The sequence below is a fragment of the Halalkalibacter suaedae genome, assembly GCF_017939705.1.
GTDB lineage: Bacteria > Bacillota > Bacilli > Bacillales > Bacillaceae_D > Halalkalibacter > Halalkalibacter suaedae.
In genome coordinates this window covers 525,112-548,652 of the sequence record NZ_JAGKSQ010000003.1, presented here as the reverse complement: position 1 = coordinate 548,652, position 23,541 = coordinate 525,112, and the positions used below count along the sequence as shown (strand labels likewise).

The window sequence follows — 23,541 nt, the reverse complement described above, 5'->3', positions numbered from 1 at the left end:
AGCAAAAGGAGTGGGGAAATTTGAAAGTCAAAAAAGCAATTATTCCAGCAGCGGGGCTTGGAACTCGTTTTCTACCTGCAACGAAAGCTATGCCAAAAGAGATGCTACCAATTATTGATAAGCCGACAATTCAATATATTGTTGAAGAAGCCGTGAATTCAGGAATTGAAGACATTATTATCGTTACAGGTAAAGGAAAACGAGCAATTGAAGATCATTTTGACCATTCATTTGAATTAGAACAGAATTTGCTAAGTAAGGGGAAGATTGAATTATTTAATGAAGTCCAAAAATCTTCAACACTTGTGGATATTCATTACATCCGGCAAAAGGAGCCAAAAGGACTCGGGCATGCAATCTATTGTGCTAGAAAATTTATCGGAAATGAACCATTTGCTGTGTTATTAGGAGACGATATTGTTGATTCAGAGACACCTTGCTTAAAGCAGTTAATGAATCAGTTTGATCGTTACCAATCTTCTATACTGGGAGTTCAAACCGTAAGTGATGAAGACGTGTCACGCTACGGTATTGTTAGTGGTCAGAAAATGAGTGACCGTTTTTATAATGTAGATGGGTTGGTAGAAAAACCAAATCTTAATGATGCTCCATCTAATCTCGCGATACTCGGTCGTTACATTCTAACACCGAAGATATTTAAAATCCTCGAGAATCTTAAACCAGGTGCAGGTGGCGAAATTCAATTAACAGATGCCATCGCTAAGCTTAATGAATATGAAGCAGTATATGCTTGTGATTTTGAAGGAACGAGATATGATGTAGGGGAAAAAATGGGTTTCATCCAAACCACAATTGAATTTGCTCTGAAACATAATGAGTTAAAATACGATCTACTTAACTACTTGACAAAGGTTATGGAACGAGAAGTGATTAAATCAGTAAAGGGTGAATAACTTGGTGAAGAAGGTACTCTATTGTGCAACAGTTGACTATCATTTTAGCGCCTTTCATTTACCTTATATGCAATGGTTTAAGGAGCAAGGCTGGGATGTTCACGTAGCCGCAGCAGGTAATAATGAGTTACCTTTTACAGATAAAAAATTTACTATACCAATTCACCGATCGCCATTTAAACTCTCAAACTTCAAAGCATATAAGCAATTAAGAACTTTGATGAAAGAACATGACTATGACATCATTCATAGCCATACGCCACTAGGTGGAGTAATAGCAAGACTTGCAGCTCGCAAGGCACGAAAACAAGGGACGAAGGTCATCTACACCGCTCATGGTTTTCACTTTTGTAAAGGAGCACCCTTACTTAATTGGTTAGTCTATTATCCGATTGAGAAATATTTATCAAAGGATACGGATTGCCTAATAACAATTAATTCAGAAGATTATCAGTTAGCTAAAGATCACCATTTTAAAGCGAAGAAAATCAAGCATATTAATGGTGTCGGAGTCGATACCGAACGTTATAAACCAGTCAGTGAGAAGGGAAAGGAAGAAGCCAAACGCAAATTTGGGTATCAAGCTTCTGATTTCCTCTTGATTTATGCAGCAGAATTCAATAAAAACAAAAACCAGCAGCTTCTTATAAAAGCACTGGCTAGAGTAAAAGACGAGCTCCCTGTAGCTCGTCTTTTGCTTGCTGGAGAAGGTCCATTAAAAGAGCAATGTCGAGAATTAGCCGAAAACCTTGGTATAGAAGATCGAGTCGAATTTATGGGCTTTCGACATGATCTAGAACATCTCTTGCCTGCTTGTGATCTTGCTGTTGCTTCAAGCTTACGTGAGGGGTTGCCTGTGAATATTATGGAGGCAATGGCCTGTGGCCTGCCGGTTGTTGCGAGTCAGAACAGAGGTCATCGTGAGTTAATAGCTGAACGAAAAAATGGATTTTTGGTGGATCCTTATGATGTGGATGGTTTTGCGAGCAGGCTGGAAAAGGTTTACTTTCTGAAGCAGCTACGATATCAGTTGGGGGCAGGGAGCTTGGTGAAGGTGAAGGAGTATTCTATACAAAATACATTAAATCAAACAACTGCTACTTATAAGTCGTATATGGAACAGGAGGAACTAGGGTGGGCAGTCCAGTAAGGGTGTTACATGTCGTTGTCAATATGAATCGAGGCGGTGCAGAAACCCTTCTCATGAACCTTTATCGAAACATGGATCGTTCAAAAGTGCAATTTGACTTCTTGACTTGTAAGGAAGGTCTGTTTGATGAGGAGATAAAGGGAATGGGTGGAATTATACACAGAATTCCATATGTTACAGATAAGGGGCATTTTGGGTATATTAAGGCACTATCACAGTTCTTTGAAAAATACTCAAATTATCAAATCGTACATTCTCACATGGATAAGATGAGCGGATTCGTCTTACAGGCCGCGAAAAAAAACCAAATCCCTGTACGAATCGCACATAGTCATAATACGAGTAGCGAGGGGAGTCTACCAGCTAGACTCTATAAATGGTATGCAGGTAAACATATCACCCCTAATGCTACCCATTTTTTAGCTTGTTCTCAGATGGCTGCAGATTGGTTGTTTGGCAATAAAAGAGATGTAATAATCGTTCAAAATGGGATCGAAACAGAGAAATTTATCTTTTCTTTACAGGTTCGTCAGCAGATACGATGTGAGTTAAATCTTGATGACAAGTTTGTCATTGGGCATGTGGGCCGATTTAATCATCAAAAAAACCACTTATTTCTATTAGATCTCTTTAAAGAGGTTTTAGACCGCATCCCTAATGCCGAACTTGTATTAGTTGGAGATGGAGATTTAAAAGGGGAAATTGAATCAAAAATAAAGGCTTTAAACATCCAAGACCAGGTCCGATTACTTGGTGTTCGAAGTGATATTGAACGATTGCTACAAGGTTTCGACCTTTTTGTCTTTCCATCTTTACATGAAGGCTTACCAGTGACGCTAATAGAGGCACAGGGTGCTGGACTGCCATGTGTAATCTCAGATGTTATCTCTAGCGAAGTTGATATGGGAGAGCAATTAGTTCATTATTGCTCATTGAATGAACAATCAACCTGGATAAGAAGGATTGAATTACTGTCATATGAGGTTAATCATACAAGAGTAAATGCGACTCAATCACTAACAAACAAAGGTTACGATATAAAAAGTACAGCGGTGTGGTCACAAGGTTTTTACTCTGCTATATAAGAGGTGGGTTATGAAAAAGATAACGGTATTTACACCAACGTTCAATCGCGCCTATTGCTTAGGAACATGTTATGAAAGTTTGAAAAATCAGACAAACAAAGAGTTCGTTTGGCTAATTATTGATGATGGTTCCACTGATAATACAAGAGAGCTAGTAGAAGAGTGGATTTCAGAAGACTTAGTAGAGATTAACTATCATTGGCAAGAAAATCAGGGTATGCATGGAGCCCATAATACAGCCTATGAATTAATTGAAACGGAGTTAAATGTATGCATTGATTCAGATGATTACATGCCGCTTGATGCAATCGAAAAAATACTAGCCTTTTGGTCGATACATGTTAGCGATAAAGTAAGTGGAATCATTGGATTAGACTCGTACACAAACGGTGAAATAATTGGTACGAAATTGCCCGAGAACCTTGATAAATCAACGTTATTTGATTTATATACAAAGCATGGAATCACTGGCGATAAGAAATTGGTTTATCGGACAGAATTAACCAAACAGTATCCTTATCCTGTTTTTGAGAATGAGAAATACGTTGGATTAGCTTACAAGTATTATAAATTAGATCAAGAATATGAGTTGTTGTTAATGAATGAAGTCCTTTGTGTCGTTGAGTACCTGGAGGACGGTTCATCTTTAAATATGTTAAGGCAATACAGGAAGAATCCAAAAGGTTTTGCTTTCTATAGACAAGAACTAATGAAACTCCCTTATGCGAACCAAGTTTATAAGTTTCGACAAGCTATACATTACGTTTCGAGTAGTTTGTTGATGAGGAATATTCACTTTATAAAAGAAAGTCCTAATAAACTCTTAACCGTGTTAGCCGTACCCTTTGGAGTAGTGTTGTATTCTTATATTCGATTAAAAACAAAGGATGTAGTAAAAGTGGTATAGGAAAGGAATTAGCAATGACTATTCTTTATTTAAATCTTGCTCTTGTTTTTATTTTTTCACTAACTGCAAGATATTTTGCTGTGCCAGTGACGGTAACTGACTCAATGTCAATTGTGAAACCGAGTAAGTTTTGGATTATGTTAGGTCTGCTCTCATTAGTATTAGTTTCGGGCTTACGGAACACAATTGGAGATACATACTTTTATATGCATGCATATGAAATACATGATTTCACTTGGGATAGAATTCTGAATAACAAAGATATTGGTTTTGGTATCCTTCAAATGATCCTTCAGCAATTTTCCGAAGATGCACAGGTTATGATTTTTGTTACTGCACTTATTACAAATGTACTAATCGTTTTGACGTTGTACAAATATGCTAGATTAATTGAAGTGGCGTTATATGTCTATGTCACAAGCGGATTGTTTCTAGTGTCAATGAATGGAATAAGACAGTTTCTAGCGGCTTCAATCGTGTTTGCAGCAACAAAATATATCTTTGAAGGTAAGTGGAAGAGGTTTATGTTAGTTGTTCTTTTTGCTTCAACTTTTCATCAAAGTGCTCTTATTTTAATTCCTATTTATTTTTTAGTAAGAAGAGAGGCATGGACAAAATTAACCTTTATGCTTCTAGTAGTAGCCGTGTTAATCGTATTGGGCTATAACCAGTTTACACAATTACTCTTTTCAGCTATTGAAGATACACAGTATGGTCATTATGTAGGCTTTGAAGGGGAAGGGGCTAGTGTAATCCGAATAGCTGTTAGTGCAGCACCGCTAGCTCTTGCTTTTTTGGGTAGAGAAAAATTACGTGAGCTTTCTCCAAAAAGTGATTATATCGTTAATTTAAGCTTATTGAACCTGCTATTTATGATAATTTCCTCCCAGAATTGGATATTCGCACGCTTTACTATTTACTTTGGTTTATACCAGCTTGTATTAATTGCTTGGATTGTGAAACTATTCAAAGAGAAGGATCAAAAGCTAATCTATATAACTATCCTAATTTCTTATTTCATTTACTTCTTTTATGAGCATGTTATCTCTTTAAATATCTCGTATAGAAGCCCATATTTATAGGCAAGGAGAAAGATTGATGAACCAACCTGTTAACTTGAATCAAGAACAATTCAAACAAATTCTGTTAAATGTTTATTCTAAAGCTGATGATGACCAAGTGAAGCTTGAGGATGTGATGAACGAGATTAGACGCGACTTATTAATCGCTATTAGTACTGAAATGGGGGTGGGAGGATGAAAAGATCTTTCGATTTAATTGTATCTCTAATCTGTAGTTTATGTCTCATGCCTTTCGCTATCTTAATCGCTACCGGTATAAAAATAAAACTAGGATCTCCAATCTTATTTAGACAACAACGTCCTGGATTAAATGGGAAACCATTCTATCTTTATAAGTTCCGAACAATGTCTAACGAACGAGACAAGAATGGAAACCTATTACCTGATGATAAAAGACTGAATTCGTTTGGGCTTTTTTTAAGAAGATATAGCATAGATGAGATTCCTCAACTGCTAAATGTCATTAGAGGGAAACTTAGCCTAGTTGGCCCCAGACCCTTATTGATGGACTATTTACCTCTGTACACAGAGGAACAAAGAAAGAGACATCAGGTTCGACCAGGTATTACAGGGTGGGCTCAGGTAAATGGTCGTAATATGATTTCGTGGGAAGAGAAATTTGCTTTAGATGTCTGGTACGTAGAGAATCGCTCCTTTTTCCTAGATTTAAAAATAATATTCCTTACTGTTTACAAGGTGCTCAAATCTGAAGGGATTAGCCAAGAAGGGAATGTAACGATGGAACCGTTCAAGGGGTTACAATCAAAGGCTAGTGGTGGTTCAGAATGAAATTAATTTTAATTGGTCAAGGCGGACATAGTAGGGTTGTCGAGGAGACTGCAGATCAGCTAAATATTGAAGTGATAGGGTATTTAGATGATAAATACTCTTTTTTTGATTTGGAAAATGATAAATATATTGGCCCAATTCATTCTGTGCCTAAACTGATTGACTTATATAGCGATATTAAGTTTCTAATCTCAATTGGAAACAATGTTGTGAGAAAAAGGATAGTTGAGAGACTTAATCTTTCTGATACCTATTATCTAACATTAATTCATCCAACGGCTGTCATTAGTCGTTCAGCAGAGATTGGAGCCGGTACTGTCGTAATGGCTCAGTCAATAGTACAGACAAATGCCAAAATTGGCCAACATGTCATTATTAATACAGGTTCAGTTATTGAGCATGACAATCATCTAGGTGATTTTGTTCATCTATCACCAAACGCCACATTAACTGGGGGGGTATCTATTGAAGAAGGCGCGCATGTGGGTGCAGGAGCTACAGTGATTCCGAATGTAGGTATAGGATCGTGGTCTGTAGTAGGTGCGGGGGCTACAGTTATTAATAACGTTCCTAACAAATGTACGGCAGTAGGAGTTCCGGCAAAAATCAAAGTGAAGGAAGATGATACTTTTGTCCAACATCAATAAAAATAAAATCTACCTCTCTCCACCACACATGACAGGAAAAGAGGCAGTTTATATTAAAGGTGCTTTCGATACCAACTGGATTGCACCAGTTGGACCACATGTCGATGCTTTTGAGAAAGAGTTAGCAGATTATGTTGGAGTTAAAGGAGCGTTAGCGGTCAGTTCAGGAACGGCAGCGATTCATTTGGCTCTTTCTTTATTAGGAGTAAAACGGGGAGATGTTGTGTTCTGCTCAACATTAACGTTTGTTGCTAGTGCGAATCCGATACTTTATCAAGGAGCCCAACCAGTTTTTATTGATTCAGAGCCTGATACATGGAATATGTCACCACAGGCTTTGGAGCGAGCATTGATTGATTCAGCCTTAGTTGGAAAATTGCCGAAAGCAGTTATTGTAGTCAATCTCTATGGTCAGAGTGCTAAGATGGATGAAATTCTTGCGCTTTGTCATCAGTACAACGTGCCCATGATTGAGGATGCGGCTGAATCACTAGGTTCTAGCTATAAGGGGAAACCTAGTGGGACTTTTGGAGACTTCGGTATTTACTCGTTTAATGGGAATAAAATCATTACGACCTCTGGTGGAGGAATGATTGTTTCCAATAGTCAAGAAGTCTTAAGTCAAGCCCGTTTTTTAGCAACTCAAGCACGCGATCAAGCTGAACACTATCAACATAGTCAAGTTGGTTATAACTATCGCCTAAGTAATATCCTGGCGGGGATTGGTCGAGCTCAGTTAGAAGTCATTGACGAACGAGTTAATGCTAGGAGAGAGGTATTTAATCGCTATCATAATGAGTTGTCGTTTTTACCAGGTCTTTCATTCATGCCGGAACTTGAACAAACGTTCTCCAATCGTTGGTTAACTGCGATTTCGATAAATGAAGAACAATTTGGTGCTAGCTCAAAAACACTTTTAAGTGCGATGGCGGAAGAAAATATTGAAGCAAGACCAGTATGGAAACCGATGCATTTGCAACCACTTTTCAGGGAGTGTCCATTCTATCAGCATAGCAATGAAGATATCTCTAGTCCTTTATTTCATACTGGTATATGTCTACCATCAGGTTCTAATCTAAGTGAAGAGGATCAATTGCGAGTAATTAATTGCGTTAAGAAAGTAGCGAAAATCAAAGTTTAAGAGGAGCCTGTAATGGAGCAGAAGATTCCAAAGACTATTCATTATTGTTGGTTTGGTGGAAAAGAAAAGCCTCCTATTGTAAAAAAATGTATTGCTAGTTGGCGAAAGTATTTAGTTGGTTATGAGATAAAAGAATGGAATGAAGAGCTATTTGATATGAATGCGAACCAGTATGTTCAAGAAGCGTTCCAAGCTGGTAAATTTGCTTTCGTAAGTGATTATGTGAGAGTACATGCTCTCTATTACGAAGGTGGAATTTACTTAGATACCGATGTTGAGGTCTTTAAATGCTTTGATGATCTCTTGCATCATGATTCGTTCTGGGGATTTGAGCAAGAAAATTTTATAGCGACTAGTACAATAGGTGCAGCACCAGGTAATGCACTAATTAAAGAGTTTCTTGATTCTTATGAGAATAAAACGTTTTTGAATGGGGACGGAAGCTTTGATCAATTGACGAATGTGGCTATTATTACGGAGATGCTTGTAAAACAAGGACTTAAAAAGAACGGACAACAACAAACGTTAGAGAATCTAGGTGAGTTTTATCCACAAACGTATTTTTCTCCTTATGATTATATTAATTGTAGAAAGAGCATCACAAAACATACATACTCCATTCATTATTTTTACAAGAGTTGGCTTCCAATTAATTCAAGGATAAAAGGGTATATGAAAATAGCTCTATCTAAAATTATTGGTGGAGAGAATATTCTAAGAGTTCGCAAATTAATACAGAAATAATGTGGAGGAATAAACATGAAAATGGATGTTGTGTACTCTAGTGATGATCGATATGCACAGCATGTTGGTGTATCAATGGTCTCGTTGTTTGAAAAAAACCCTCACTTTAAAGAGATTAATATACACCTAATAGAAAACCAAATATCGTTGGTTAATAGAAAAAAGTTAAGATCTATCTCTGAAGAATACAATAGATCATTAACCTTTCTAAGTTTTCAAGATTTTTCAAGTGAACTAGACTTAAATATGGAACATTCAATATCGATTAGTGCTTATGCAAGATTGTTTGCTACTAGAGTTGTAGAAAAAGATATAGATACACTTCTCTACTTAGATTGTGACACGATCATTAATACAAACTTAGATGAGCTTTTCACATTAAATATAAAAGACTATTATGTAGCTGGTGTAGAGGATACAGTAAGCCCTGAAACAAAAAAGAAAGTTGGTTTAGATAGTCAAAAACGGTATATCAACTCGGGAGTCATGTTAATAAACTTGAAAAAGTGGAGAGAAGAAGGTATCGAGGGAAAGTTTATTAATTTTATCAACTATTACAAGGGAACTGTATTTCATCATGATCAAGGCGTTATAAATGGGGTTTTGAGCGATCAGTTACTGATCCTACCACCCAAATACAATGCTATGACCCCAATCTTTACGATGACACGAAATGAAATGATCGATTATTACAATCTTAAAGATATCTATAATGAGGAAGACTTAGAAAGGGCTAAAACTAAACCGGCAATCATCCATTATACCCCTGCATTCGTAAATAGACCATGGATAAAAGGCTGCAATCATCCATTAACTTATAAATATCAACAGTATTTAGAGATGACTCCTTGGAAAGGTACTCAATTGGAAAAAGACAATAGAAAACTACCAGAAAAGGTTGTGGCTTTTATTTTTAACCATTTACCATTCAAAGTAGCAAGGGGTGTAAGTAGACTTATTTTTAGTTAACCAAACTTTTGGGGGATTTCTTATGAAAAAAAGGATCTTAATTAGTATGTATTCAATGAACATTGGTGGTGCCGAAAGAAGTTTAATTGGACTGCTAGAGAGCTTTGATTATGAGTCATATGATATTGATCTGTTTTTGTATAGGCATGAGGGAGAATTTTTGTCTTTTATTCCAAAACAGGTGAATTTATTACAGCCAATAAAACAGTATACGACGTTTGAAAGACCAATTAAAGACGTGATAAAAGAGGGACATATCTACCTAGGAAGTGCTAGAATCCTAGCCAAAATTAAAGCGAATTTGAAAAATACTGGATTAAAGAAAGAACAAAGAACGTATAAGCAGATGCAATATACGTGGCATTATTCGATGCCAGCTTTGCCTAAACTAAACGTACACTATGATATTGCCATAAGTTTTTTAGGACCTCACAATTTCATCTTAGAAAAGGTAGAAGCAAAAATGAAATTGGGTTGGAGTCATACCGATTATTTTACTATTGTACATCCTGATAAACCGTTAGATGAAAAAATGTGGACACAGCTCGATTATATTGTAAATGTATCTAAAGATTGTCACACATCTTTTCTGAAGGTTTTTCCTGATTTAGAATATAAATCAATCGTGCTTGAAAATATTATTTCTTCTACTTTTGTAAAGAGACAATCTAATGAGGATGTAGGAGATGCAATACCAGAAGATGATTCCATAAAGATCTGTTCAGTGGGGAGGTTTTCCAACCAAAAGGGTTTTGATCTAGCTGTAAAGGCCTGCAAACAAATCGTTCAAGAAGGTTTTGATGTTAAGTGGTTCGTAGTTGGGTATGGTGGAGAAGAGCAGTATATCAAAGAATTAATCAGAGAAAACAAGTTGGAGGATAAGTTTATACTACTTGGGAAAAAAGTAAATCCCTATCCTTATATAAAAAAGTGTGATATCTATTGTCAACCATCTAGATACGAAGGCAAGGCTGTAACGGTTAGGGAGGCCCAAATTCTAGGGAAACCGGTGTTAATTACAAACTACCCGACTGCAAACAGTCAATTAGAGCATGGGATTGATGGATATGTCTGTGATTTATCAGTCGAAGGAATCGTAGACGGCTTAAAAACATTATGCCAAGACGTAAATTTGAGAGAGAGTCTAGCAGGGAACTGCTTACAAAGGGATTACAGTAATGGTTCTGAAATCAATAAGCTATATCAATTTGTTAACAGTTAATGGAGGTATGGATGACCCCTAAAGTAAGTGTCATAATTCCAGTTTATAATTGTGAAGACTATTTATCTGATTGTTTAGATAGTATTTTGAATCAAACATATGAAAGTATAGAGATTATTATTATTGACGACGGTTCAACTGATTCCTCAGGTCGTATTATTAGTCATTATAAGCAAATAGACCAGCGTATCATCCATATAGTTCAAGAAAATAGTGGTCCATCCGCGGCCCGTAATAAAGGGATTTCTGAATCAAAAGGTACTTACTTAGTATTTGTCGACTCGGATGATACAGTTGAAACCAATTATGTCGAGATGTTGTTGAATGAAATGCTAGCTTCTAATGCAGATTTAGTGTGTTGTGGATATATGGATTTCTCGAAGACAGGTGTGATTAAACATAGCGATTTCAAACTCCAACATCATCATGTCTTGCAAACCGATATGATGGAAATGGTCTGCCAAGGTACTGGAGGTGTATTGTGGAGCAAGATATTTAAAAGGAAAATTATCGAGAACAATCAGTTGAAGCTGGATCAAAACCTCTTTATGTGCGAGGACTTGGTTTTTGTTCTACAGTATGTCACTCATTGTCAGTCCTTTGCGTCGATACCTAACTACCTATATAAATACAATAGACTAAATCAAGGAAGCATTAGTTCTAATGTCTCTGCTGCTTATATCCAGAATTTTATTACAGTTTGGACATATATTGAGGAGATCTTTCATTCCGTTGGGGGTAGCACCCGAATGAAGGCAATCTTAGCGGAAAAAGTTCAACAAATAACGATTACACTAATTGAACTGCATAGTAAAGAGTTAAGAGAAAAAGGATTTAAAAAAGTCACTGTTAATATTAAGGAGTTATTGAGCAATCCCTATATTAATGCGTACAAGGATGCATTCTCAACAAAAAAGTATCTTTATAAACCTTATATCTTTCTAATCAAACATCAATCTACTAGCTTACTAATCATTTACTCCGTCTATATTAGTTATCTAAAAGAGGTTAAGCAGAAATTAACCCACAGGGAGAAAGTGACTATATGAAAAAGAAACTATTATTTGTTATTGATTCACTGGCAATTGGTGGAGCAGAAAAGAGTTTAATGTCGTTATTACATGTCATTGATGAGAAAAAGTTTGAAATTGATTTGATGGTTTTTAAAAAGGGTGGAGAGTTAGAAAAGTTCCTACCAACCTATGTTAATTACCTACCAATGATAGATTATTTTAACTTTCTAAAAAGGGAAAGTGGAGCTTGGCCAAGCAAGTTTTACTACTACAGGTTTAAAACATCGTTAAACCTAAGAATAAATAACATTAAAAAACTCCCATTACATAGTGAGCAGGTTGTATACAACAGCATCGGGAAAATTATGAATCACCCTGTAGACAGAATATATGATATCGCAATTGCCTACAGTCAGGGTATGCCAACGTATTTTGTAGCAAATAGAGTCAAGGCATTAAAGAAAATGGCTTGGATAAACACCGACTACGTTAATACTCTTTATGACCATAATTTTGATTATGATTCATATAAACGAATAGACAAGATCATAACCGTATCAATGAACACGAAAGACTCTGTTTCAAAAATTAGAGAAGAGTATGTGAATAAAGTCGAGTTAATTCTTGATATCGTTGACCCAGCTATGATTGATCAGATGGCAAGCGAAGGTCAAGTTGAAGAATTTGATAGGTCGACAGTGAACATTCTAACGGTTGGGAGATTAGAGTCTGTTAAAGCGTTTGATAAAGCTATAAAAGTAGCCAAAATGCTAAAAGATGCTGGGTACTATTTCAACTGGTTTGTGGTTGGGGAAGGTTCTGAACGTAGTAGGCTGGAAGAATTGATTATCACATACGGTCTGCAAAATAACTTTTACTTGCTGGGAAAAAAACTCAATCCTTACTTATATATGAGGAACTGTGACATTTACGTTCAAACATCTATTAAAGAAGGGTTTGGTCTTACTGTAAGTGAAGCAAAAATCCTGAAAAAGCCAATTGTGTGTACGAACTTTCCAACAGCCAAGGAAATTATCACTCATAGAATTGATGGACTAATCGTAGAACACGATTTAGATAGCATCTATGATGGTATTAGAACGTATATGGAAGATAAGGATTTACTTAAAAAAATAAAAGCACAACTCCATGCTACAAACCCCTATGATACAACAAAAGAAATTAATAAATTTTATCAATTAATTGAAAGTTAAAAGCAAATCAATGGAGGTGAACGGAATTGAAAAAAGTATTTGTGGATATCTATCTTCAGTTCAATCTTGGAGATGATTTATTTCTAGATATACTTGCCCAACGCTATCCGAATAGTGAATTTACCGTTAACTATCTTGGGAAAAATTATGATCGGTTCATCTCTAAGTACGGTAATGTATCCAGAAGAACGTATACACTATTTAACAAGATTGAGCAGAGGTTGAAGCTAAAGGACTCTATTACGAACTATGATCAAGTCGCTGAAGAACACGATGCGTTACTCTTTATCGGCGGATCCATTTTTAGAGAAGAAGAGTACCATGAATCACTCTATCGTGATAGGTTGAAAATGATCACTGAATTCAAGATACGACATAAACAAGTGTTCATTCTGGGAGCTAATTTTGGCCCTGTAAAGACAGAGAAGTTTCTAAACGATTATAAACAACTTTTTGAGATGTGCGATGACATTTGTTTCAGGGATCATTATTCTTATAGTCTCTTTAAAGACATCCCACAAGTCAGGTATGCACCAGATATTGTTTTTCAAATGGATACTAGCCAATTCAGCAATTCTTCAAAGAACGATAGAATAGGATTCTCCGTTATCGATGTCAATCACAAGAACGGATTAGCAAGGTACGAGGATGAATACATAGACAGCTCTGTAAAGGCGATTGAGACATTAGTAAGGAATGGGTATGAGTGTTGTTTAATGTCCTTTTGTGAAATAGAAGGGGATTTAGACGTAATAGACAAGATTCAATCTAAGCTTACGGATGAAGTAAAAAAGAAAGTGATTGTCTATGAATATGAAGGGAATTTAGAGGAAGCTATTACGTTGATAGCTTCTTTTGCATTGTTTGTAGCTGCTAGGTTCCATGCAAACATACTAGCCATGAAACTGGGAGTTGGGTTAATGCCTGTTATTTACAGTGAGAAAACAGTAAATATGCTGCAAGATAACGAATTTGCAGATGTTATGGTTACTATGGAGAATCTTCAGTTGCAGCACAGTGATGCTGTCATTAGGAAGGCTTTTACTAACATCTTAAAGGTTGATATGTTGGCGAAAAGTGCATCTGAGCAATTCCAAGAATTAGATCTCTTATTAAAGAGCAATAAGCTATCAGGTGTTATATGAAGAAAATTATCTTTATGCTAATCAATATGAATGTTGGTGGAACGGAGAAAGCATTACTAAATCTGATATCAGAGCTTGATCAAGACGATTATGAAGTTACGATCTTAATGTTAGAGAGGTATGGAGATTTCCTACCTTATATTCCTAAACATGTTCAAGTAGAGTACGTAAATGATTATCAAAATATTAAACAAGAATATGAGAATCCACCTAAGGAAGTAGTATCTTCCTACCTGAAAAAAGGCAAAGTTCTGCAAGCGATTAGTCTACTAAGTATCTACCTGTTATCAAAAATAAAAAAAGATAGAAGACCTTTCCTAAACTACTTATTAAGGAATGAACCAGTTCGAGAAAAGAGTTATGACATAGCAGTTGCTTATGCTGGACCAATGGATTTAATCTCAAATTTTGTCTTAACAAAGATAAATGCCAAGAAAAAAATTCAATGGATTCACTTTGATGTAACAAAAATAGGCTTCAATGCAGCAGTAGAATCAAAGCTATACGAAAAATTTAATCGGATTTATACTGTTTCAATTGAAGGGCGAGAGAAATTAACTAAAATGATTCCAAGAATTACTGGCAAAACAGAAGTATTCAGAAATGTGATTTCACCGGAAATGATTATAAAACAGGCTAAAGAAGGTGTGGGTTTCACAGATCAATATGAGGGCATAAGGATATTGACTGTTGGCAGATTGACAGGAGAGAAAGGTCAAGATCTCGCCATTAAGGCATTACGTCTTTTGGTGGATAACGGATACCTAGTTAGATGGTATTGTCTAGGGGAAGGGAATTCAAGAGGAAAGTATGAGAGTTTAGTAAAGCAAAATGGTCTAGAAGATCATTTTGTTTTTTTAGGTTCTAATCCTAATCCTTACCCGTATATGGATCAATGTGATATTTATGTGCAGCCGTCTCGACATGAAGGGTTTTGTATTACTCTGGCAGAGGCAAAATGTCTGAGAAAACCTATAGTGACTACTAATTTTACAGGAGCGAAGGAGCAAATTAGGGATCAAGAGACAGGATTAATTGTAGACGTATGTGACGTGCAAATCTTCAAGGCGATCAGAACTCTAATTAAAACACCACACTTAGGTAAAACGTTTTCTACAAATATTAACAATGATTTTATAGACAATGAAGAACCAATGAAACATCTAATCTAGTTTGATGGAGGCGTGGTGATTGAAAAAGGTCGTTGTGGTAACAAGAAGAATGATCATGGGTGGAATTGAGAAAGCGTTAATTTCAATGTTAGATTCTATGCCAAAAGATCAGTATGATATTACCTTACTTGTGATGGGTATGGGAGGAGAACTAATAAATGATATACCAAGCCATGTAAAGGTGCGCTGTATATTCGGTGAAGGTCACTCAACCATAGACAAAATCTGGCGGAATGTTAAAAGAGGAAATATTAATTATGCTTATAAAATTGGAAAGTACAAACTACTTTCCAAGAAAGCAAAATCCGTTTTTGAACAAGAATTGTATTTATCTAAAATGCTACCCACATTACAAACCGAGTATGATATTGCAATAGCATACCATACTCCAGCTTCGTTTCCGGTCGTGTATGTGATGGATAATATAAAAGCCAAAGTGAAAGCAGCTTGGATACATAGTGATGTTACTCAATATAAGACAGAGTTAGTTCCTTATAAAAGCTACTATGAAAAGTATGACAAAGTTTATTGTGTCTCGAAATATGCTGAAGAAAGATTCGTTCATTTATATCCCACTCTCACTTCAAAAACAAAGGTTTTTTATAACATTCTCGATAAAGAAAAATGTGAATTACAGGCCAATACGAATAGTGGGTTTTCGGATAATTTTGATGGGTTTCGAATACTGACAGTTGGAAGATTAACGGAACAAAAGGGGCAGGATATTATTCCAGCTATACTCAAGGAATTATTATCCAAAGGGTTAAACGTAAGATGGTACTTAATAGGTGAGGGTGAAAATAGACAGCTTATTAATTCCATCATCGAGAAAAACAACCTACAGGAACATTTGATTCTTTTAGGGACTGTTCATAATCCTTATCCTTACTATAAAAAGTGCGATTTATATGTACAGCCATCTAGGCATGAAGGATATTGTATTACCTTGGCTGAAGCAAGAATATTTAATAAACCAATAGTTACTACAGATTTTGTAGGTGCAAGAGAGCAGATCATCCACGGTAAGACAGGGTTAATTGTACAATTTAATCATTTAGATTTAATTGAAAACATTGTAAAGGTATTAACTGATGTTGAGTTAGCTTATGAATTCCAAAGAAATTTAGCGAATGATAGTAACAATCGGTGTTTGAATTTAAATGATTTGCTCCAAGTCTAAAGTGATACTGTAGAAATTGATGATAAAGGTGTGGGAAGTGTGAATGAATATAAAAAGTTATTCATGTTTTTAAACAGGAAAGAAAAGAAAAAGATGTTTATCCTCTTTGCAATGATGATTGTAGCTGCGATTTTTGAAACGCTAGGAATCGGTTTAATTGTTCCTATTGTTGCTATCATTACCAATCCTAATATTATTAGCGAACAACCTCTTCTAGCTTTCATTTACAACAGTATGAACCTTTCGTCCTACACCATCTTCATTATAGTGTCAGTAATATTTTTACTATTTGTATTTATTTTAAAAAATCTCTATCTACTATTTTTTAATTATATGCAGTTTAAAATTATCCTTAATCTTCAAGTGAAAATATCCCGTGAACTATTTAATAAATATTTAACAAAGCCATATGTATTCCACTTACAGCGGAATACTGCTGATTTATTGCGTAATGTAAATGATGAAGTTCCTAAAGTCTCTCAGGGAATCCTTCTTTCTGGATTTCAACTAGCAACGGAGATCCTAGTTACTATTTTTATTCTAATATTGCTTTTGACTACTGCCCCTCTTGCTACATTAGCTGTAATTGTCATTTTAGGAGGCAGTGTTGCATTATTTTTTATGATTTTCCGAAAGAAGATTTCAAAATTAGGCGTTGAACTACAAAAAGTAAATGGGAGAATAATCAAATGGGTGAACCAAGGATTAGGGGCTAGTAAAGAAATAAAGGTACAAGGAAAAGAAAGTTTTTTTATTAACGCGTATACAGAACAAAGTCAACTAAAAGCAAATAATGGACGTTATTATAAAATGTTAGAACAAGCACCAAGGTTATTTATTGAATCCTTACTTGTGTCTACCGTTTTGGTTACCATGCTGATTATTATTTTAAGAGGTACAGATACTGAGCAGCTTATATCAACGATGGCGCTATTTGCCATGTCTGCATTCAGATTAATGCCTTCGATAAATCGCGTAATGGGACTAATTACAACGATTAAATACAGCAAGCCAGCGTTAAAGGTTGTATATAATGATTTATATACTGAAAGTGACTTAGAGATTAATCAACTTAATTCCAGCAGTGAATCAGAAGTTACAAGAAAAGCATTTTTACAATCAATTGAACTAGAGAACGTTTCCTTTAGTTATCCTAATCAAGAACGTTCTACGATAAGTGATGTTTCATTAACAATTCCAATAGGCAGTTCTGTAGCGTTTATTGGTGAATCAGGGGCAGGGAAATCAACAATTGTTGATGTCATCCTTGGTTTATTAACTCCACAAAAAGGACGTATCTTAGTAGATAAGAAAAATTTAAATGATCAAAAATCAATATGGCAGCAAAGAATAGGGTATATTCCTCAATCTATATTTCTAATAGATGATACTATACGTGGGAATGTCGCATTTGGTATCGAAAAAGACCGGATTGATGATGAAAATGTTTGGAGAGCATTGGAGCAAGCTCAACTGAAGGATTTTGTAATTGAGCTTCCAGATCAGTTAGAGACTTCGGTTGGTGAAAGAGGAGTTAGACTTTCTGGTGGTCAAAGACAACGAATTGGTATTGCAAGAGCACTTTATCACAATCCAGAAATTTTATTTATGGACGAGGCAACCTCTGCTCTTGATAACGAAACAGAAACGGAAATAATGAAATCAATTGACAATTTAAGGGGAGAGAAGACCTTAATTATTATTGCCCATAGATTAAGTACAATCAAGAATTGTGATAAAGTATTCCACATTCAAGATGGGCACCTAGTTGCTACTGAAAAAAATAATAATGAAAAGGATGCGATAGTAAGACAGATAGTAAATTAATTCATAATAAAATGAGGAACCAACGTCTACAATGACGTTTTTTTTTATGTGCAATAAAAAGGAAGGAGTTAAGGCATGGAGTTATCAAAAGACGAAACAAAAATCCTAAAAGGCTTTGCGATTATGTTTATGGTATTACTTCATCTCTTTTGTAGAAAAGACATTGATGGTTATTACAATTCTTTTTTCATGATAGGAGATATACCGATTGAATATTACGTTGGTTTATTCGGAGATGCTTGTAGACCCATCTATTTATTTGTCACGGGATATGCTTTTTATACTGTATTTTTAAGTAGAAGTGTAGGAGCAAGTTTTAGGAAAAATCTAATGCGTATTTTTAAACTGTTCATTAACTACTGGATAGTTTTATTTTTGTTTCTGCTAATTGGTTTTGCTGTTGGGAAAGGGGATTTTTTTGTAAGTATTTGGAGATTTATTTTAAGTTTTACGCTGATTGATTATTCTTATAATGGTGCGTGGTGGTTTTTACAAGTTTATATAATAATAGTTTTACTTTCACCATTTCTTATAAACTTAACTAAGAAATCTCGATTTATCTATTTGTTTCTCATCTCAGGAAGTATTTACTTTACTAGTCATTTCCAAGTTCACCGTGGAATTTTTGATTTAGCGTTACCTCAGGATGTAGAGAAATTACTATTTTTGTTAGGGACCTCTCAATTTTCTTTCCTAGTCGGAGGTTTATTTGCAAAGTATAAGATCATTAGTAAATTAAGGATTAAAAGTCAACATATCAGGTTTAAAAATATGTTAGGAATTACAGGGATAGTCGGACTTGTAATTTTTCACGGTTTCATTGAGTCTGCAATTATCGCTCCCATAAATGCAGTTGGTTTTATCTGTCTGTTTACACTTATGAACAAAAGTGTTCAAGCAAATAACTTCTTAGGCTACCTCAGTAGTCATTCAACTAACATATGGCTAACGCATATGTTTTTTTACATTACATTCTTTAAAGATCTAACATTCATGTCGAAAAACCCTGTGATCATTTTCATTTGGCTCATGTTTATGTGCATCGTCACTTCTCATTTAATTAAACTTATTTACAATCCTATATCAAGTGCCATTGATAGAAGGGTGGAGCAGAGACAAATTATGCTCAATAAGGATCGTAGTTTGAAAGCTGTTTAAAATCCAAAACACTAAGGAGCATCCAGCATCTGGGTGCCTATTTATTATGGGAGGAATATTAATGCAAATCCTAGTAACAGGTGGTGCCGGCTACATCGGCTCCCACACTTGTATCGAATTATTAAAGGCAGGCTACGAGGTAATCGTGGTCGATAACCTATCAAACAGTAAACCTGAAGCCTTGGAACGGGTTTGTGAAATAACAGAAAAGGATCTAACCTTCTATCAAGTGGATTTATTAGACAAAGAGGGTCTTAGCAAAGTGTTCCTTAATCATGACATTGATGCCGTAATTCACTTTGCGGGACTGAAAGCTGTGGGTGAGTCAGTCGAAGTACCATTAAAGTACTATTTTAACAATTTAACCGGGACATTTATTCTATGTGATTTAATGGAGAAATTCAGTGTGCGTAACCTGGTATTTAGCTCATCAGCAACAGTTTATGGTGCAACTGATCAAGTTCCACTACATGAGGAACTACCGCTACATGCAACAAATCCATATGGCAGAACAAAGGTAATGACTGAGGAAATTTTACGAGATCTCTGTGTAGCAAACAACGACTGGAGTATTGCAGTGTTACGCTACTTTAACCCTGTTGGTGCACATAATAGCGGATTAATTGGTGAGGATCCTAATGGTGTACCTAATAACCTGCTTCCCTATATCTCACAAGTCGCAGTTGGCAAGTTAGAAAGGTTGAATGTCTTTGGGAATGACTATACGACACCTGATGGGACCGGGGTAAGAGACTATATTCACGTAGTTGATCTAGCGCGTGGACATATAAAAGCACTTGAGAGGCATCTGAATTCAACTGGAATTGAGGCTTATAATCTCGGCACGGGAGAAGGATATAGTGTTCTGGAAATGATACGTACGTTTAAGGAAGCTTCGGGACAAGAGATTCCTTATCAAATTGTTGAACGGAGAGAAGGGGATGTGGCGATTAGTCTAGCGAATCCTCATAAAGCGAATCAGATGCTTAATTGGTCTACACAATATGGACTGCATGAAATGTGTCGAGATGCCTGGCGCTGGCAGAAGAGTCATCCGAATGGGTTTGCCTCGAAGAAGGTTTCACGAGCATAATCCATGTTGAGCAAGCAATTGAATAGAGGTATAACACTGTCAGAGCTTTTAATGTCTATCTCTTGTATAGGTATTGTTATAATCGTTTTATTTCCAGTTGTCTCAAATACGGTTGCAGAAATGAATGATTCTCTTACGAATGTTAGTATAGGTCAAATTGAATCAGCTATTTCTATGTACGAATTAGAAAACGCAAGCTTACCATTAGGTGGTGAAGTAGTCATTAGAGAGTTGCCTGAGAATTTCAAGGATTCTTTGATGAAGCAAGTTGCAGAGAACTCAGAACTAGAGGGAGAGGAACTAGAAGTAGTTATCGATGAATTGTTAGGTAACGTCCATAAAATCAATGTGGATCAACTTACAAACTATGTTTCTGATACCTCGCTACTAAATGAGATAGTTCTAGTTGACTCATCATCCAAAATACTTTCTAGGTGTATGATTAAGGTGGAAAATAGCAGAATACTTAACATTGAAAACACGAAATTTAAGAATGGATGTTATATAGAGTGATGTTATTTAGAAGGTTGATGAATATTTTTATTACATGATTGACATTACCAGTTCTTGGTGTAAAATTAAAATTAATCCGTTCTTTAAAAAGAACACAACCTCTAAATCGTTCTTGTAAATAATTTTATAAGATCAGTGCATTTGGTGTATTTTTTTTTATATTATTGTTCTTAATTAAGAATTTAGGTCTTGAAGGAGGGGGAGTATGAGTGCAATAGTTGGTATTTATCATTCTAATCGTTCATCTGTACCAGTTGATCATTTAACCAAAATGATGAACAGTTTAGCCCAGTTTCCTGCTAATGATCTGAAATCCTGGAACAATAATAATATTTTTTTAGGATGTCTATCACAATGGATCACACCTGAATCGATAGAAGAACCCTTACCTTTTTTTGATCACGAGAGGGAAACGGCTATCACAGCCGATGCGATTATTGATAATCGTCAGGAACTGTATGATTTGTTGGGGATTGACCGTGGGCTTGGAGCAACTATGCCAGACAGTCAATTGATTTTACTTAGCTACTACAAGTGGGGCGACGAGTCTCCGAAACATTTGATTGGTGACTTCGCTTTTATGATATGGGATAAAAGAAAGAATAAATTATTTGGTGCAAGGGACTTTTCTGGTGGTAGAACACTCTATTATTTCAAGAACCAACAACAATTTGCTTTTTCAACAACGATTGAGGCCTTACTTTCTCTCCCATACGTGAAGAGACGATTGAATGAAACATGGTTAGCTGAGTACTTAGCTATTTCATCAGTGGTAGATAGTGTTGATACTAGTATTACGCCTTATATGTATATAAACCAGGTACCGCCATCTCATAGTATCACTGTAATTGGAGAGACGATTAAATTAACTCAATATTGCATGCTGACTGACGATAAGCAATTAATCCTTCATTCTGACGACGAATACGTAGAGGCATTCCAAGAAGTTTTTCAGAAAGCTGTAGATTCCCGTTTGAGAACACATCATAATGTTGGTGCTGATTTGAGTGGGGGATTAGACTCTAGTTCCGTTGTAAGCTTCGCAGCAAAAACATTAAAAGATCAAAATAGAAAATTACAAACGTATAGTTATATTCCAACAAAAGAATTTATCGATTTTACTCCAAAACAATTAATGCCAGACGAGAGGCCTTATATTCAATCGACGGTTAATTATATTGGAGGTATTCACGCTCAATACTTAGATTTTGAGGGGAAAGATTCCTATTCGGAAATTGATGAGTTTTTAAACATTTTAGAGGGTCCTTACAAGTTCTTTGAAAATTCATTTTGGTTAAAAGGAATCTTTGAAAAAGCGAATGAACAAAACGTTGGAGTGTTGCTAAATGGTGGGAGAGGTAATTTCACCATCTCTTGGGGCCACGCGTTGAATTATTATGCCGAACTTCTAAAGAAAATGCGGTGGATCCATCTTGTAAGAGAGTTAAATCAATACAGCAAAAACGCTGGAGGAGCTCGATTACGTAGACTTCCTATGCTCACTAATCTAGCTTTTCCATTCACCAAAAAATTGTACTCTTCAACGGTTACATACCCATTTCCAACTCTGATTAATGCTCAATTTGCTCTAAAGCATGATGTGTATAGCAAACTTAAACAGTATGGATTAAATAATACGGGGTGGTTCTCTTCCGATAATATCTATGAACTCAGAAGAAGACATTTTGAGGATATCTTCCATTGGAATTCTACAAATAGTTTCGCAGCGAAGCTATCACTTCGCTATGGGTTATGGAAGCGTGACTCTACAAACGATCTACGAGTTATAAAGTTTTGTTTATCCGTTCCAGAAGAACAATGTGTGCGAAATGGGATGGATCGGGCCCTCATTCGAAGGGCAACTAAAGGCTATTTACCAGATAAAGTACGCTTAAATCAACGAATACGAGGCGTACAAGGAGCTGATTGGGTTGAACGTATGAAGCCTCATTGGAAAGCCTTTATTGATGAGGCAGAACGTATGACTAAAGATAGTGGTGTTATGGACTTTTTGGACGAAGCGGTTATCTACCACGCCCTTTCAAAGGCTAAAGACGGTCCACTCTCAGATCATGCTACTGATCCAGATTACAGGGTTTTAATGAGAAGTGTAATTGTATCTAGATTTATTCATCAATTTTGAAAGGAGGTGATTAATGATGAAAAAGCATTGGGAAAAACCAGTTTTAGAAGTCCTTGAAATTAATATGACAATGTCAAATCCACATAGTGGGAATAATCTGGATCAAACATACGAAGATGGTACCCCTAGAGATCAGTTAACTTGGAGTTAGGTGTAATCATTATACGGGTTGCAAATACTAGACAGTAGGTTAGATTAGACTCTCAATGGGTATGAAGAAAGGCTTCAATCATAGAGAGTCTAGTCACTCTATGGATTACCCGGAGAGCTAGAATCGAGGGTAGCCCTTTATTTTTTGTTCATTATTAAGAACGGTACTTTTTGGAAAAGAGGGCACTAGTATCTTATCTTAAAGAAGTTAGTACATAAGACTCCTTTATATCGTAAGCAACATAAGGGAGGCGAAAGAATTTGATAAGTAAGGGGGAACCCA

General features: G+C 35.9%; 23 protein-coding genes. All 23 read left to right on the top strand.

The features are described 5' to 3' along the window. Window positions 1-20: 20 nt before the first annotated feature. The gene (gene galU / locus J7W16_RS10290; protein ID WP_210597201.1) at window positions 21-914 is read left to right on the top strand and encodes a UTP--glucose-1-phosphate uridylyltransferase GalU; all 894 of its coding nucleotides are present in this window, start codon (window positions 21-23) and stop codon (window positions 912-914) included. 1 nt (window position 915) lies between these two features. Beyond that, window positions 916-2,064 (top strand): glycosyltransferase family 4 protein, encoded by a 1,149-nt coding sequence (locus J7W16_RS10285; protein ID WP_246879932.1) that lies wholly within the window; start codon window positions 916-918, stop codon window positions 2,062-2,064. Next, window positions 2,049-3,149 (top strand): glycosyltransferase family 1 protein, encoded by a 1,101-nt coding sequence (locus J7W16_RS10280; RefSeq protein WP_210597200.1) that lies wholly within the window; start codon window positions 2,049-2,051, stop codon window positions 3,147-3,149. Before J7W16_RS10285 ends, J7W16_RS10280 begins: the two co-directional genes overlap by 16 nt. Before the next feature lie 10 nt (window positions 3,150-3,159). Then, complete coding sequence (locus J7W16_RS10275; protein ID WP_210597199.1) at window positions 3,160-4,056, top strand: glycosyltransferase family 2 protein; 897 nt, start codon at window positions 3,160-3,162, stop codon at window positions 4,054-4,056. A 14-nt stretch (window positions 4,057-4,070) separates the two neighbouring features. Continuing rightward, entirely contained in the window at window positions 4,071-5,138 is a 1,068-nt protein-coding gene (locus J7W16_RS10270) for an EpsG family protein (RefSeq protein WP_210597198.1), read from the top strand. A gap of 16 nt (window positions 5,139-5,154) precedes the next feature. Further along, the gene (locus J7W16_RS10265; protein ID WP_210597197.1) at window positions 5,155-5,316 is read left to right on the top strand and encodes a YwzD family small protein; all 162 of its coding nucleotides are present in this window, start codon (window positions 5,155-5,157) and stop codon (window positions 5,314-5,316) included. Continuing rightward, window positions 5,313-5,927, top strand: a complete 615-nt coding sequence (locus J7W16_RS10260; protein ID WP_210597196.1) for a sugar transferase — start codon at window positions 5,313-5,315, stop codon at window positions 5,925-5,927. Before J7W16_RS10265 ends, J7W16_RS10260 begins: the two co-directional genes overlap by 4 nt. Beyond that, entirely contained in the window at window positions 5,924-6,574 is a 651-nt protein-coding gene (locus J7W16_RS10255) for an acetyltransferase (protein WP_210597195.1), read from the top strand. Before J7W16_RS10260 ends, J7W16_RS10255 begins: the two co-directional genes overlap by 4 nt. Next, window positions 6,549-7,715, top strand: coding sequence for a DegT/DnrJ/EryC1/StrS family aminotransferase (locus tag J7W16_RS10250; RefSeq protein WP_210597194.1), 1,167 nt, complete (start codon window positions 6,549-6,551; stop codon window positions 7,713-7,715). Before J7W16_RS10255 ends, J7W16_RS10250 begins: the two co-directional genes overlap by 26 nt. Before the next feature lie 12 nt (window positions 7,716-7,727). Then, a complete protein-coding gene (locus tag J7W16_RS10245) occupies window positions 7,728-8,459 on the top strand; it encodes a glycosyltransferase family 32 protein (protein WP_210597193.1) in 732 nt (243 codons plus the stop codon). Between the two features lie 15 nt (window positions 8,460-8,474). Further along, window positions 8,475-9,428 carry a glycosyltransferase family 8 protein gene (locus J7W16_RS10240; protein ID WP_210597192.1) on the top strand — a complete coding sequence of 318 codons (954 nt, stop codon included), beginning with the start codon at window positions 8,475-8,477 and terminating at the stop codon, window positions 9,426-9,428. Window positions 9,429-9,450: 22 nt separating this feature from the next. Further along, window positions 9,451-10,650 (top strand): glycosyltransferase, encoded by a 1,200-nt coding sequence (locus J7W16_RS10235; RefSeq protein WP_210597191.1) that lies wholly within the window; start codon window positions 9,451-9,453, stop codon window positions 10,648-10,650. 11 nt (window positions 10,651-10,661) lie between these two features. Further along, window positions 10,662-11,699, top strand: a complete 1,038-nt coding sequence (locus J7W16_RS10230; RefSeq protein ID WP_210597190.1) for a glycosyltransferase family 2 protein — start codon at window positions 10,662-10,664, stop codon at window positions 11,697-11,699. Next, the gene (locus tag J7W16_RS10225) at window positions 11,696-12,877 is read left to right on the top strand and encodes a glycosyltransferase (RefSeq protein WP_210597189.1); all 1,182 of its coding nucleotides are present in this window, start codon (window positions 11,696-11,698) and stop codon (window positions 12,875-12,877) included. Before J7W16_RS10230 ends, J7W16_RS10225 begins: the two co-directional genes overlap by 4 nt. Window positions 12,878-12,903: 26 nt before the next feature. Then, window positions 12,904-14,022 (top strand): polysaccharide pyruvyl transferase family protein, encoded by a 1,119-nt coding sequence (locus tag J7W16_RS10220; protein WP_210597188.1) that lies wholly within the window; start codon window positions 12,904-12,906, stop codon window positions 14,020-14,022. Further along, window positions 14,019-15,194 (top strand): glycosyltransferase, encoded by a 1,176-nt coding sequence (locus J7W16_RS10215; protein WP_210597187.1) that lies wholly within the window; start codon window positions 14,019-14,021, stop codon window positions 15,192-15,194. The genes J7W16_RS10220 and J7W16_RS10215 overlap by 4 nt, the downstream gene beginning before the upstream one ends. 19 nt (window positions 15,195-15,213) lie before the next feature. Then, complete coding sequence (locus tag J7W16_RS10210; protein ID WP_210597186.1) at window positions 15,214-16,374, top strand: glycosyltransferase; 1,161 nt, start codon at window positions 15,214-15,216, stop codon at window positions 16,372-16,374. Window positions 16,375-16,413: 39 nt separating this feature from the next. Then, complete coding sequence (locus J7W16_RS10205) at window positions 16,414-18,201, top strand: ABC transporter ATP-binding protein (RefSeq protein ID WP_346726917.1); 1,788 nt, start codon at window positions 16,414-16,416, stop codon at window positions 18,199-18,201. Between the two features lie 75 nt (window positions 18,202-18,276). Continuing rightward, window positions 18,277-19,359 carry an acyltransferase family protein gene (locus J7W16_RS10200; protein WP_210597185.1) on the top strand — a complete coding sequence of 361 codons (1,083 nt, stop codon included), beginning with the start codon at window positions 18,277-18,279 and terminating at the stop codon, window positions 19,357-19,359. A gap of 61 nt (window positions 19,360-19,420) precedes the next feature. Next, window positions 19,421-20,452 (top strand): UDP-glucose 4-epimerase GalE, encoded by a 1,032-nt coding sequence (gene galE, locus J7W16_RS10195; protein ID WP_210597184.1) that lies wholly within the window; start codon window positions 19,421-19,423, stop codon window positions 20,450-20,452. A gap of 3 nt (window positions 20,453-20,455) precedes the next feature. Continuing rightward, window positions 20,456-20,965, top strand: a complete 510-nt coding sequence (locus J7W16_RS10190; RefSeq protein ID WP_210597183.1) for a type II secretion system protein — start codon at window positions 20,456-20,458, stop codon at window positions 20,963-20,965. 205 nt (window positions 20,966-21,170) lie between these two features. Next, window positions 21,171-23,108, top strand: coding sequence for an asparagine synthase-related protein (locus tag J7W16_RS10185; protein ID WP_210597182.1), 1,938 nt, complete (start codon window positions 21,171-21,173; stop codon window positions 23,106-23,108). Window positions 23,109-23,124: 16 nt separating this feature from the next. Beyond that, entirely contained in the window at window positions 23,125-23,259 is a 135-nt protein-coding gene (locus J7W16_RS10180; protein WP_210597181.1) for a paeninodin family lasso peptide, read from the top strand. Window positions 23,260-23,541 lie beyond the last annotated feature (282 nt).